The sequence below is a fragment of the Bacillus sp. S/N-304-OC-R1 genome, from assembly GCF_019749375.1.
Lineage (GTDB): Bacteria > Bacillota > Bacilli > Bacillales > Cytobacillaceae > Cytobacillus.
Map to the genome: position 1 here is coordinate 287,580 of NZ_JACWFE010000024.1, position 14,190 is coordinate 301,769.

The window sequence follows — 14,190 nt, forward strand, 5'->3', positions numbered from 1 at the left end:
ATATAAATTAAACAAAAAAATGCAATTTAGGATACAATATATATTGTTATATTATGAAAATTGTTTTTCGGAGGGAAAAATGAATGAAAGATCCTCGTATTGAAACACTGGCAAAGAATTTAATCAATTACTCTGTCCGCCTGCAAAAGGGAGAGAAGGTACTAATTGAAAACTTTGGCCTGCAAAGAGAGCTTGTGACTGCTCTTGTTAAGGAAGCCTATGCTGCTGGAGGCTATCCTTTTGTTCTATTAAAAGATCATCAGGTTGACCGTTCTCTGCTTATTGGAGCACAAGAAGAAAATTTCAATCTGATGGCTGACTTTGAAGCGAATGTGATGAGTCAAATGGATGCATATATTGGCCTTCGTTCTGGAGATAACATTAATGAGCACTCAGATGTTCCTGATGAAAAAATGAAAATCCATGGAGCTACAATCGGGAAAAAAGTGCATCGAGAAATTCGCGTTCCTAAAACGAAGTGGGTTGTATTAAGATATCCGACATCTTCAATGGCACAGCTTGCGAAAATGAGCACAGAGGGCTTTGAGGATTTCTACTTTAATGTATGTAATCTCGATTACGGTAAAATGGATAAAGCGATGGACAACCTCGTTGAATTAATGAATGCAACAGATAAAGTAAAAATTACTGGCCCTGGAACGGATTTAACATTCTCTATTAAAGACATCCCAGCGATTAAATGCTCTGGTCAGATGAATATTCCAGATGGAGAAGTTTATACAGCGCCTGTCCGTGATTCTGTAAACGGTGTCATTACATATAATACGCCATCTCCATATAATGGATTCACCTTTGAAAATGTGAAACTGACGTTCAAGGATGGAAAAATCGTAGAGGCAACAGCAAATGACACTGATAGAATTAATAAAATCTTTGATACAGATGAAGGAGCTCGTTACATCGGAGAATTTGCAATTGGAGTAAATCCATATATTCTACATCCAATGCAAGACATTTTATTTGATGAAAAAATTGATGGAAGCTTCCATTTCACTCCTGGTCAATGCTATGACGAAGCTTACAATGGAAACAAATCCAATATCCATTGGGATATGGTAAATATCCAGCGTCCAGATTACGGCGGCGGAGAAATTTATTTCGATGATCGCTTAATTCGGAAAGATGGACGCTTTGTCATTCCAGAATTAGAAGCATTAAACCCTGAGAACCTAAAATAGTAAAAAAAGATGCGGTCAATTGATCGCATCTTTTTTTACTATTTATAATTGATTTTCATAAGCCTCTTGAAATTTTTGAATATCTCCAGCTCCCATGAAAATAAGGACGCTATTATCATGATTTTTTAATACAGCCGTTTCTTCCTCTAATAGGATATTGGCATCAGGAATCTTTTCTTTCAAATCCTCAATTGTTAATTTACCATGATTTTCTCTTGCAGAACCGAAAATTTCACATAAATAGACTTTATCTGCTAAGTTTAAGCTCTCAGCAAAATCATCAAGGAATGCCTGGGTTCTCGTAAATGTGTGAGGCTGGAAAACACATATAATATCCCGTTCTGGATACTTTTGCCGTGCAGCATCAATTGTTGCCTTAATTTCAGTTGGGTGATGAGCATAATCATCTATAATAATTTGAGAACCAATCTTTTTCTCTGAAAATCTTCTTTTTACCCCACTAAAGGTTTTTAGGCAAGTTTGAACAATTTCAGAATTGACTCCCTCATAGTGGCAAAGTGCAATAACAGCAAGCGAATTTAAGATGTTATGATCGCCAAAAGTAGGAATGTGAAAGGTTTCGTAGAATGTATTTCTTACAAATACATCAAATGTTGTGCCTTCCGTTGTTTTTACAACGTTTCGTGCCTGAAAATCATTTTCTTCAGCAAAACCATAGAAAAGCACTGGTACCTTTGCCTGAATTCGCTGCAATTGCTCGTCATCACCGCATGCAAAAATCCCCTTATTCACTTGCCATGCCATTTCTTGGAATGCCGAAAATACATCCTCAATATTAGCAAAGTAATCAGGGTGATCAAAATCAATATTCGTCATGATCGCATAATCAGGGAAATAAGATAAAAAATGTCTTCGATATTCACATGCTTCGAAAACAAAATACTCTGCATTTTCATCTCCACTTCCCGTACCATCACCTATAAGGAATGAAGTTGGTTTTGCACCTTTCATTACATGTGCAAGTAAGCCTGTAGTTGAAGTTTTTCCATGAGCGCCTGTAATGGCAACACTCGTGAAATTCTTCATAAAGTCACCTAAAAACCGGTGGTAACGGATAACAGGCAGTCCAAGTCTCATTGCTTCTTCAATTTCTTCATGAGTATCCGGATAAGCATTTCCAGCAATAATGGTCATTCCAGGTTTTATATTTTCCTTTTGAAAGGGAAGGATCTTTATTCCAGATTGCTCAAGGGCCAGTTGTGTAAAAAAGCGTTTTTCATAGTCTGAGCCTTGTACTTTATAATTCATATCGTGCAGTACTTGCGCCAAGGCACTCATTCCAGCCCCTTTAATACCTACGAAATGGTAAATAGTCATATAAAGAACCTCCAACCATCGTATATCTGTAAAACAGTATATGACATTCATCTAGTTTTGCGCATATCCTAACTTAGAACACGCGCATTTCAAATTTAATTTTTCTAAAAGCCTTGCATAAATCATTAAGTTTATCTTTCTTCATATTTAATCATTATATCACTATTTATTTTTAAAAACTATGTAATGAAATCCCAGAAAACATTGCCATGTTTTTTTCAATTCGAAGCTCCATGTGCCATTAACGGTCATGGAGCTATTATTTTTCTTGTTCTATTCAACCTTTTCCAGCCGTGGATTCGGACGATAGCGTCTGCCTGCTTTTGCGGCGTGCTTGCCATCAATTAAGACATTGTCACCTGTAAATCCGATATTAATCTTTAGTAAGCTGCTACCGACTCCATACATATCAACTGGAACACCTTGTTGTTCAAATTCAAGAATTCGGGATTCATTAAACCCTCCGCTAACAACAATTTTCACATGTTCGTAGCCTTCATCATCCAATGCTTTTCTGAGAGCAAAAATTAACTCTGCATTGACACCTCGTGGATCAAAAGTCCCTAACAGATGCTGATTTCTTAAGAAATATTGATCAATCATTGTACGGGATGTATCAATTCTAACGCCCTTTAATTCCTTTCCAAACTCTCTAGCGACCTTAAGAGAATCAGTAATGGCATCATTGTTATAATCAACAAGTGCAACGAGATCATCTTCTGGGAAGGTTTCCTTGTATGCTTTTGTTGCTGCAACAAGATCCCCATTAAACATCTGAATAAGGGCATGAGGCATTGTACCCATTCCTTGTATGCCCCACCACTCATTCATAGCATGAGTCGCTTGAGCTGTTGCTCCCCCAATATAAGCAGCGTAGCCATCCCCGGCTTGGGTTGTATAATGATCATCTCGATCTCCCATAAAAATTACCGGCTTCTGCTTGCCTGATACACTCGCTGCTTTGACAACATTGTAAACATTTGTAGCGACAGCTGTACGTCTAGAGAGGATCCCATCGATCACTCCTTCTAGGTAGCCAAAGCTTTGATATTTTCCTGTAATGGTCAGGACTGTTTCAAATGGCGCAATTTTATCGCCATCCTTTAAAGAATATATTTCAAGTTCATCAGGATTATCAGCAAAAGTTTTTAGAAGTGCAATTACTTCATCTGTACCACACAAAACTGCATGATTTTTTTGGAAAAATTGCATGGTTACCACAACATCTTTATGGTACTTGTTCACAATTTCTCTTGTTTTTAAAAAATACACTGCAGAGAACCAGCCATCTCTTATCCGCTCATCAAATTTAAAAGTCTGGTTAGTTAACCGATTTATTTCCCCTTTTAATTTAAGTTCAATTTCCTTCATCCTTAAGCTCCTCACATACCGTTCAAATCCAAGGCTGTAAATATTTTTAGTATTTTTATCATGCAAGTAAAGAATACCATGTATTAATTTATTGTACTAGTGTCTAGAAGTGATTCAAGCTCAGCAGCTGTAATTAAAACCTCTCTCGGCTTGCTTCCTCTCGTTTCCGAAATAAATCCTTGCTTTTCCATCATATCAATTAAACGTGCTGCACGATTATAACCGATTTTAAACCTTCTTTGCAGACTAGAGGTTGATGCTGCCCCTTGGTCAATAACAAATTCGCATGCTTCATAGAACAATTCATCTTCTTCTTCAATAACCTGTGCTTTTTTAAGCAATTCTTCCTGTTCAAATAAATACTCAGGTTCACGTTCTCTCCTAACATGGGCAACAACGTCATCAATTTCCTGATCAGAAACATATGTGCCTTGAAGGCGAACAGGTTTAGATGATCCATTTTCTAAGAAAAGCATGTCACCGCGTCCTAGCAGTTTCTCTGCTCCGCTAATATCAATAATGGTACGCGAATCAATTTGTGAAGAAACCGAAAAAGCTATCCTTGTTGGGACATTCGCCTTGATTAAACCAGTAATGACATCAACAGATGGTCTCTGTGTAGCAATAATTAAGTGAATACCACAAGCCCTTGCCTTCTGGGCAATACGACAAATTGCTTCCTCTACATCTGCAGGTGACATCATCATCAGGTCTGCTAGCTCATCGATAATAATCACCATGTATGGAAGTTTATCTGAATAACGTTTATGCTCTTCAGCTAGTTCATTAAAGCGGCCAATATCTCTTACCCCTGTATGCGCAAATAGCTCATAACGACGTTCCATTTCCTCCACTGCCCATTTCAAAGCCGCCGTTGCTGCTTTTACATCTGTAATGACTGGGCTAACTAAGTGTGGAATTCGGTTATACGGAGCAAGCTCCACCATTTTGGGATCGATCAATATAAGCTTTAGTTCCTCAGGCGTTGCCTTATATAAAAGACTTACGAGAATCGTATTAATGCAGACACTTTTTCCTGAACCTGTAGCACCAGCAATTAAGCCATGCGGCATTTTTCGCAAATCTGTCACGATCGGTTTGCCTGCAATATCCAATCCGAGAACAGCCGTTAAAGGAGACTGGCTATTATTAAACTCCGAGCTGTTAATAATTTCACTAATTAATACAGGTCTGCTTGTTTTGTTAGGTACTTCAATTCCTATTGTATGCTTGCCTGGGATAGGCGCTTCAATCCGGATATCTCTAGCAGCAAGGCTTAATTTTATGTCATCCGATAAATTTGTAATCTTATTAACCTTTACGCCTGGCTCTGGCTGCACTTCAAATCTAGTAACAGACGGACCTTGCGTAACATTAACAACATGTGCCCTTACATTAAAGTTTATTAATGTTGAGTTTAGAAGTTGCTCTTGTTCAATAAACCAATCAGATGGCTCCTCCCGATTAACTGGAGGCAATAGTAAGCTTTTCGAAGGAAATTGATAATATGAAATATCATCTTCTTCTGTCAGAAAATCTTCTATAACAGGTGCTTTTTTCTCTGCAGCTCCTATAGTTTCTTCTATGGCTGATGCTATTCGATCAACACTAGGTTTGACCTCTTCGATTATTGGAGCTATTTCATGAAACTCAGATGCTTTATCTGTCTCCATACGAACTTCAGCCTTTTCAGCAAATGAAGGCATGAAAGGGATTTTTGTTTTTTCAGATAGCCTTTGCTTATCATTTTTAAGCATAATCACATTAAATGGGATATGCTTCCTTGCTGGTGCTGCTTCCGCCACCGTTTCCTCTTCTTCTGGGTCTGCTGAAATGGTGGTAGCTTTATCCTCTGTTTCTTCTTCAATTTCAGTTTGATCCACTGAAATAAGTGTTTCTTCTTCACTTGAAACTTCCACATCGAAGAATTGTTCTTCCCCATTGAACACTTCATCTTTTAAAAGCAGATCAACAGGATCAGAATACGGAACAGTCTGTAATTGAGCATCGTCGATTACCTCATATTGCTCTGTATTTGCCTCAGTATACTCTTCCTCGAGATCTGTTTCTTCTTCAATCATATATGAAGGTTCTGGATGATCTAGAAAAACTGGATGATCTTCTTCTTGAACCTGTTCAGCTATATATTCATTAAATGGTGTTAGATTTTGTATTTGTTTTGCTTCAGATATTTGATCCTCTTGTATTATGTTGTTCAGTTCAAACTCAATAGGTTCAGATTCGAATTTTTTTAATGGTTCCTCTTTCTTCGGACGTCCAAACCCATAGATTGGAGAAGGAATTTCTGTTGGCCGAAAGGGACCCTTTCTTTGCGTTCTTTCCTTTTCAGCTTTTACTTTAATTTGAGCAGCTTTAGGCTCCTTTTCAACAGGGGCGCTTCTTTTCGCTCTCGTTTCCTGATATCTTGGGACCTGCTTTTTCGATTCCCTATCAACTCTAGGCTCTCTCGTTTTATGATTAGATTCTTCGTCAGGAATTAGTGGAAATCGGAAGTTTCCTTTCGGATATTGATATAATACCCGCGCATTTATATCTTTTGATGGTTCTGAGTGATTTTGAATCTCAGTAGGGTTTCTTCGTTCTTCTATCAAATATTCTTCATCATATTCATTATTGTCGTCATTCTTAATTTTTTGGAATAGCTTTTTAATCCAACTCAATGTATACCAACTCTTTCTTTAATTCTATCCTTTCTATTCTAACAGTATTTCGCGAAAATTGGAGAAAAAATAAGAGATTGAGTCTATTGGGGGAAGATTACAAGTAAAAAAGGACCACTTTAAAAGTGATCCTTTCAACAATAAAACATCCTATTTCTTTTTCGTCTGCCCAAGTATAAAAATTGGTTCAAGCTCTCCGTTTTCATAGAGGAAAGATAAGGCAGTAATTGGGACTCTTCCACTGGCAAAAAAGCTCATCGTTAATTCTGCTAAGATGTCATACCCTGTCTCATTGATAATATCCGCAATAATTAACACGTCCTGATGTGGAACAGCAACAGCCATTGTTCCTGTTATCCGCTTTTCACTTTCCTTAAGAAAGGAATCATTTAAAATCCTGCTCGCATCATAACCATCGTTTTTATTTAGAAAATAAAACGTATTTCCCGCGACTGTGTCACCTTTCATTTCTGTTGAAAGTGAACGTACATTAAATAAAGCAATTTCCCTTATTCGTTCAGGTGACCAGCCTTCTTTATCCATAAGCTTCGTATCAATTAAGCGGTATGTTGTTCCTTGATCGAGTGCATAGTAAATTCTTGTTTCAGCCGTATGTTCATCGGTAAAAAATGGAACATCCTCTTCCGATTGGATAGGAAAAGAGGTTGAACGAATAACTGGAAATATGTTCTTCTCAAAGCCAGTAAGCTGTATCGGGGCGTCTTCCATTGCTTGCAAGCCTTCCTCAACATAATACACAACCTCATCAATGGCCTTTTCCTTCCGATTTTCCCATTTCGCAATAATTCCCGGTAAGGAAATCGTGATTCCCTTCCCAGTTTCTTTATTTTCAATACGCAATTCGTCTTTTTTTCTATCAAATGAAAAAGTGCGATTATCTTTGGCTAACCGCTGTTCTAATTCCTTTTTCATTTTTATACTATCCATTTTCAAAACTAGTCCCTCCTTAGGAACATTACATAAAGAAAGGGCCGAACCCCGAATTGGGGGTCAGACCCCTGATATTAGTTACTATAAAATTTTATTATTAAAGTGAATCAATAAAGTTTTCGATCTCGTCCTGAGTTTTACGGTCTTTGCTCACAAAACGGCCTAATTCCTTGCCATCTTTAAAGCCGACAAAGCTAGGAATACCAAAGATATCAAGCTGCCCGCAAAGATCAATAAATTCATCACGGTCAACATAAATAAATGTATAGTCTTGATATTTAGCTTCGATTTCTGGCAAAATCGGTTCAATTACACGGCAATCAGGGCACCAATCGGCAGAAAACATAAAGATATGCTTTCCATTATCTCTTAGTTGTTCAAATTGTTCCATAGATTCAAGCTTTTTCATTTTCCTTCTCCTCCAGTATGGATCTTCATATCACCAAATCGAATCCAGCCTTTTTTCATCATATATTCAGATAATATCAAACTAAAGATAGCTGAGCCAATAATATGCAACAATCTTTTAGAAAACAGCCTTCTAATATTAACCTTTTATTTTTATGGGTTTTTATCACATATTGTCATATAAGGTAAAAAGTTCTATAATTAGGTAATATTTTAATTTTTAGAAAATTTTCATAAAGAGGTGAACAGTTTGAAAACCATCCGAGGCAAACTAGGGCTTATCATGTTTATGACTATCGGTGGTCTTATTTTACTCCTATCTTTTAATTTTATCCTTCAAACCGTGCAGGACAAAAGCCGAGAAAAAGAAGCAGCTTTATTATCAGTTGTTAATGGAAGCCAGGACATTATGTATAACCTTGCCATGACAAGAAAATATGAGCAGCAATTTTTAAGAACACCTGAGCAGCTTGGTGCTGATTTAGTTACTCAAAGTATTTTACGAGTTAAAGCTGAGTCTGCTAGATTAAGCGAGAAACAAGATAACGAGGATATCAAAGCCCAATTTAAAATGGTTATTCAAAATTCGGAATCATACTTAGAAAGATTTACGATTTTATCAGGAATGTATAAGCAAATTGGTTTTAGTGATGACCAAGGCCTTAAAGGAAAAATTTCAAGTACGGCAAATCAAATAACCAATTTAACTAAATTTCTTAAGAGCCCAATCATTGATGAACAACTTTTGCTTATGAGAATGTATGAGCAACAATACCTGGCAACAAAAAATGAAGAATCCTATCAGCAATTCCTTCATTCAGGTGAAACTTTTAAAAAGGAATTTGAAGCAAATGAAAGCCTAGACACCAGCTCAAAAGACTATCTAATTAGAAGATTATCTGAATACCAAGAGGCTTTGAATTCAATTCATACATCTTATCAGCAAACAGAGGAATTTATCATTTTATTCGATAATGAAGCAAGATCCATTGAACAAGCTGCCAGTGAAGTTCAAAAAAGCATTATTGCAAACCAAGAGAAACTTCAAAAAGAAGTTAGCAGTCAAAATACTTTTTATACATATTTAGCTTATGCCATTAGTTTATTAATAATTGTCGCATTAATCTCCGGAGGTCTATTAATCTCAAGGGGAATCACCAATTCAATTACTCTATTAAAAGCGGGAGCTGAAAAAATTGGCAGCGGAAATTTAGCCTATCGGGTTTCAGTTTCTGCAAAAGACGAAATGAGCGAGCTTGCTTATACCTTTAATCAGATGGCCGAAAAGGTTCAGCATTCTTTCCTGAAAATACTCGATTCCTCCACTACGCTTCAATCCTCTTCTGAAAGTTTGGCTGCGATTTCAGAAGAAACGACAGCTCAGGCGAATGAAGTAGATGCGGCGATTAAACAAATTGCCATAGGAGCAGAAAGGCAATCTGCTTATCTAGAAGAGAGCAGGATAGAAATACAGAAAGTAACACATGCCATTCATCATGCAGAAAATATAAGCCTTGAAATATTAAAAGATACAGAGATAACTGAGGAATTAGGACAAAATGGCATTTCTACAGTCCAGAATCTCCAGGTCATTTCCGATCAGTTTATTGATTTAGCCAATCATGTAAACGAAAAAGTTAGTGAGGCTGCCAATCAATCCAGCCATATTACCTCCATTGTAGATACGATTCAGGACATCGCTGATAATACAAATTTATTAGCATTAAATGCAGCCATCGAAGCGGCGAGAGCAGGTGACGCAGGAAAAGGATTTGCTGTTGTCGCTTCAGAAGTAAGAAAATTAGCAGAACGCTCTAAACAAGAAGCACAAGAAATTCATTTACTTGTATCATCGATGAATGAAATTATGGAGAAGCTGCTAAATGAAACAGATCATTTTAACGATTATAAGCTTCGTCAAGGGGAATCAGTTCAAAAGACACGGCACGCTTTTGAAACAATTGTCCATCATGTAAAGGAAATTCATCAAAAAATCAATTCAATTGGCACCGCTGTTAAAGATGTACAAGCCAATAACCATGTATTAAATGATCGGATTCAGGAAGTCTTCATTGTATCTGAAGCTTCAACTGCTGCATCAGAAGAGGTTGCCGCATCAAGTGAAACTCAGCTTGAAGCTATTTCAAGAGTCAATTTGGCAGCAACCGACCTTAGTGCGATTGCCGGGGCTCTTAAGTTAGAGGTGAATCAGTTCAAACTGGACGCATTAGATGAGAAACGGTCAGATTCAAAAGCAAATAACAAACCTCATCGAATAAAATTAATTATGAACAACCTAAGAACAAAGCTTAAATAAGAAAAGTTATACTTTCTAATCTTTAAATAAAAAAATAAAAAAAGCTAAGTATTTACTAAGGAATCCCTCAGCGATAATGCTTAGCTTTTTTCTTATCTCATTTTAACTGATTGAATAATTTCTGCCATTTTTGCTGCTTCGGCCGATAAACTTTTAGTTTTTGCCTGAGTTGTAATTTTTACCCCGCCTATGCCTACAATGAGTTCATTTAATGTATCTTCATTATTGTTTACTAATAGATAACCAAAATGCTTATTTTTAGTAGAAAACGTTTCTTGATAGTCATAATCGTTTTGCTTCAGAGTTGCCTTATAAACCACTTTACTATCAGGGCCTTCATTCGGATTATAAAAAAGAATGTAAGTCTTCGATCCATTCTTTAAGATAATATTATTGGGCGTCTCTTTGTCTACTTCAAATCCGAAAGGCAAATAGAATTGTATATCTCCATTTTCATTATTTGTAGCTTTTGGCTCCATTTTAAATGCTTCACCAACAGCATCCTTTGCAGCAGATTGCTCTTCTTTTAACGAGGCAGAACAAGCACTTAGCAGTAAAACAACAATAAACAAGAGCAAGGTAGCTTTTGAATGAATTTTCATACTTTCTTCCTCCTTGCTAGGAAAAACTTCATCCTTTTCTATCATACATTTCTATCTATTCATCTTGCAACCCTAATAGTTTGAAAATAATAGAAACTTCTAAACCGCTCCAGCACTTTCTTCAAGTAACTTATTTACCTTACATTTTTTCTAGCCAATGGAAAATCACGACATCTAGGACTGAATGTACTCTCTTATATTTTTGATAGAAAATAATTGAGAAAGGAGATAGCCGCTATCTCCTTCCCTTTTTTCTGTATTCATATTGTCCGGCTAAAAGCTTTACAACATGTGTAAACATCTCAGCCCTGCTTATTTGGCCATTCGTAAATATTCCGATGGCTCCTTCCTTTTTGCGGACATCTTCCATTTCTGTAAAGCGTTCCATCACTGGACCAAGCTCTTCTCCAGCAAGCAATCTGTCAGCCACTTCTTTTGGCAGTGGTATTCTCGCTCCACCAGCTACAATGGGGGGCTCTCCTTTTTCTGCTAGTGCTCCCCAGTTGCATAAAAACAATCCATTTTCTGTTTTCTGAACACCGCCTTCCAGTCCTATCCCAATTTCTCCGCCACCAGCTTCTAGTGCACTGATGGCCCTATTGATAGCACCTTTAATTGTCTCCTCATCCGAAAATGGCTGATCGCGAACTCCAGAAGGTACATCTGCCGTAATAAATTCTAAGTCCTCTGATTTAAAAACAGCTTGGACTGCTGAAACCTTTGCTGGATTTTTCGATCCAATTACTATTTTCATTTGTCTTACTCCTTTTGTATTGAGTGAAAAAGAGGCACCAACTAGGCTGCCTCTTTTTTTGATGTCTGCTACAGCTGTCAGCTGTTTTGACGAATAGCTTCAACGGTTGTGCGGTCACAGGATTTAACAAGTTTAACGAGTAATTCCTTTGCTGCTGCGTAATCATCTACATGTACAATAGATGCATGTGTATGAATATAGCGTGAGCAAATACCAATTACAGCACTAGGCACACCCTCGTTGGAGAGGTGAACACTTCCTGCATCCGTACCTCCTTGAGAAATAAAATATTGATATGGAATGTTATTTGTTTCAGCTGTATCAAGAACAAATTCTCTCATTCCACGATGAGTAACCATTGATCGATCATAAATTCTTAATAGTGTTCCTTTTCCTAACTGTCCAAACTCATTTTTATCTCCAGACATATCATTAGCAGGACTTGCATCTAATGCGAAGAAAATGTCCGGTTTAATCATATTAGCTGCTGTTCTTGCTCCGCGAAGCCCTACTTCTTCCTGAACAGTTGCACCTGAATAAAGGATATTAGGAAGCTTTTCGTCTTTCACTTCTTCTAAAAGCTCAACGGCTAATCCGCAGCCATAGCGATTATCCCAAGCTTTAGCAAGAATTTTCTTCTCATTTGCCATCGGTGTAAACGGACAAATTGGAACAATTTGCTGCCCTGGCTTAATGCCAATCTTCTCGGCATCCTCACGGTTATCCGCACCAATATCAATAAGCATGTTTGTGATTTCCATCGGCTTGCTGCGTTTAGCTTCGTCTAATAGATGTGGAGGAATCGAACCAATAACACCAATAACAGGACCATTATCAGTAATGATCTGCACTCTTTGCGCTAATAAGACTTGGCTCCACCAGCCGCCTAATGTTTGAAAGCGAATCATGCCATTATTGGTAACGGAGGTTACCATAAAGCCTACCTCATCCATATGTCCAGCTACCATGACAGTTGGGCCATTTTCGTCTCCTCTTTTTACGCCAAAAATACTCCCTAGCTTGTCCTGAACGACTTCATCTGCATATTGACCAAGCTGTTCTCTCATAAATTTACGGACTAAGTGTTCATTACCAGGTGCCCCTGGCAGCTCAGTTAAGGTTTTAAAAAGCTGTAGCGTTTTTTCGTTCATGGGTTTTCTCCTTTATTTTTCTTCATAATATTTTATGTATACTTCTATTATTTTACAGAACTTTTCGCTTGGTTACCACTAATTAAGTTTTTGTCCAAGACCATTATTTGATAAGATAATACAGAGATACAATCTGGGCATATTTATTTTTCCATTTGGGGGAGTGCTGCTTATGAACTGGAAATCATTTTTATTAGGTGTTGGTGTTGGCATAGCAGGGGGGTATGCAGCGAGAGAATTGATTGCACATAAAGTAACGGTTTCACCTGAAAAAGCATTAGCCAATGCCAAGGAAGCCTTTAAGAAAGAAGGACCGATTAGCGGGTCTTGGATACAAATGCAAACAGAGGCCTTCCAAAAAAATCAGCTGACGTACAATGTCTATCGCGGCGGAATATCAAGATTTACTGGTGAAGATACAGAGCAATATGAATTTATAGCAGATGCAAAAACAGGAGCAATACTTGAGGCTTATCAGCTGGCTTAGATGAAAATGCTGAAAATGCTGCACTTCCAAATGAAATGGAAGTGCAGTTTGTTTATCGAACCCTATTTAACTTTTCAACTAACTGACCCTCTTGATTCCATTTAACAGCACGATAATAAGCATCATGATAAAAAGAAAACCAAGCATTTTTTTCGATACCATAATGAATCCATTTTTCTTTTGCCCAAATGGAGTCCATTGGATAGTCATCATACGCAAGTACCCAAAGAACATTTTGATGCGCATGAGTCGGCATAATGTCTCCCATATGGATAAGTATATCTTCTCCGTCTTCAATGATAATAATGGAATGTCCATCACTATGTCCGCCTGTATGCACCATTCTAACGGAGTGTAGCGTCCATTCCTTTTCAAACGTGACGACTTGCTCCTGAATGCTCTCCCAATTTTGCTTCCAATATGTATTTCGAGAGCGAATATTCGGATCTCGCATTTCATTCCATTCAGTTTGTGACACAATAATTTTGGCATTTGGAAATACAGAGGTATACGATTCCCCATCAGGCATAGTTAATCCGCAAGCATGATCAAAATGCAGATGTGTCATCAAAATATAATCGATATCACCTGGTTTCAAGTTTAATGTTTCTAAATCCCCTACTACAGATGATTCTTCAAGCGCACCGAAGTTTCTCTTTTGCTTGTCAGTAAGCTTTCCAGTTCCTAGCCCTGAGTCTACCAAAATTTTTTTCCCATTTGTTTGAATTAATATTGGATCTGTACGAAGCTCTATTTGGTTATTTTCATTACAAGGATACTTTTTTGACCATAATGGCTTTGGGACCACTCCAAACATGGCCCCTCCATCAAGATAATTTACTCCACCGCGCAGCCAAGTCAGCTTCGTATTTTGCAATTGCATTGTCTCCATATATTCCCCTCCTACTTTGATATTATTTTACCATTTGTA

Annotated in this window: 12 protein-coding genes and 1 pseudogene; 4 read left to right on the forward strand and 9 right to left on the reverse strand. The window is 37.5% G+C overall.

Annotated elements, in window-relative coordinates:
• The first annotated feature begins 83 nt into the window (after positions 1-83).
• Positions 84-1,199, forward strand: coding sequence for an aminopeptidase (locus H0173_RS19845; protein ID WP_221848499.1), 1,116 nt, complete (start codon positions 84-86; stop codon positions 1,197-1,199).
• 42 nt (positions 1,200-1,241) lie between these two features.
• On the opposite strand, the gene murC is transcribed toward H0173_RS19845, so the two are convergent.
• From murC to H0173_RS19870, 5 genes are all read right to left on the reverse strand, one after another.
• The gene (gene murC / locus H0173_RS19850) at positions 1,242-2,537 is read right to left on the reverse strand and encodes a UDP-N-acetylmuramate--L-alanine ligase (RefSeq protein WP_221848500.1); all 1,296 of its coding nucleotides are present in this window, start codon (positions 2,535-2,537) and stop codon (positions 1,242-1,244) included.
• A gap of 273 nt (positions 2,538-2,810) precedes the next feature.
• The gene (locus H0173_RS19855; RefSeq protein ID WP_221848501.1) at positions 2,811-3,908 is read right to left on the reverse strand and encodes a nicotinate phosphoribosyltransferase; all 1,098 of its coding nucleotides are present in this window, start codon (positions 3,906-3,908) and stop codon (positions 2,811-2,813) included.
• A gap of 83 nt (positions 3,909-3,991) precedes the next feature.
• Positions 3,992-6,589 (reverse strand): DNA translocase FtsK, encoded by a 2,598-nt coding sequence (locus tag H0173_RS19860; RefSeq protein ID WP_221848502.1) that lies wholly within the window; start codon positions 6,587-6,589, stop codon positions 3,992-3,994.
• Positions 6,590-6,739: 150 nt separating this feature from the next.
• Positions 6,740-7,537 (reverse strand): DUF1444 domain-containing protein, encoded by a 798-nt coding sequence (locus H0173_RS19865; protein ID WP_221848564.1) that lies wholly within the window; start codon positions 7,535-7,537, stop codon positions 6,740-6,742.
• Between the two features lie 100 nt (positions 7,538-7,637).
• A complete protein-coding gene (locus H0173_RS19870) occupies positions 7,638-7,949 on the reverse strand; it encodes a thioredoxin family protein (RefSeq protein WP_221848503.1) in 312 nt (103 codons plus the stop codon).
• A gap of 756 nt (positions 7,950-8,705) precedes the next feature.
• Here H0173_RS19870 and H0173_RS22915 point away from each other — a divergent pair.
• Positions 8,706-9,230 (forward strand): annotated as a pseudogene (locus H0173_RS22915) (HAMP domain-containing protein); the annotation flags it as partial.
• Complete coding sequence (locus H0173_RS22920; RefSeq protein ID WP_483862202.1) at positions 9,225-10,265, forward strand: methyl-accepting chemotaxis protein; 1,041 nt, start codon at positions 9,225-9,227, stop codon at positions 10,263-10,265. The pseudogene H0173_RS22915 and the gene H0173_RS22920, both read left to right, overlap by 6 nt.
• A 92-nt stretch (positions 10,266-10,357) precedes the next feature.
• Here H0173_RS22920 and H0173_RS19880 read toward each other — a convergent pair whose 3' ends face one another.
• From H0173_RS19880 to H0173_RS19890, 3 genes are all read right to left on the reverse strand, one after another.
• Positions 10,358-10,867 (reverse strand): hypothetical protein, encoded by a 510-nt coding sequence (locus H0173_RS19880; RefSeq protein WP_221848505.1) that lies wholly within the window; start codon positions 10,865-10,867, stop codon positions 10,358-10,360.
• A 235-nt stretch (positions 10,868-11,102) separates the two neighbouring features.
• Entirely contained in the window at positions 11,103-11,621 is a 519-nt protein-coding gene (locus H0173_RS19885) for a DUF84 family protein (protein ID WP_221848506.1), read from the reverse strand.
• 77 nt (positions 11,622-11,698) lie between these two features.
• Positions 11,699-12,772 carry a M42 family metallopeptidase gene (locus tag H0173_RS19890; protein ID WP_221848507.1) on the reverse strand — a complete coding sequence of 358 codons (1,074 nt, stop codon included), beginning with the start codon at positions 12,770-12,772 and terminating at the stop codon, positions 11,699-11,701.
• Positions 12,773-12,944: 172 nt separating this feature from the next.
• Here H0173_RS19890 and H0173_RS19895 point away from each other — a divergent pair, with 172 nt between their 5' ends.
• Positions 12,945-13,259 (forward strand): PepSY domain-containing protein, encoded by a 315-nt coding sequence (locus H0173_RS19895; protein ID WP_221848508.1) that lies wholly within the window; start codon positions 12,945-12,947, stop codon positions 13,257-13,259.
• Positions 13,260-13,311: 52 nt separating this feature from the next.
• Here the strand turns inward: H0173_RS19895 and H0173_RS19900 are convergent, their stop codons facing one another.
• Positions 13,312-14,151, reverse strand: coding sequence for a YtnP family quorum-quenching lactonase (locus H0173_RS19900; protein ID WP_221848509.1), 840 nt, complete (start codon positions 14,149-14,151; stop codon positions 13,312-13,314).
• Positions 14,152-14,190: the final 39 nt, after the last annotated feature.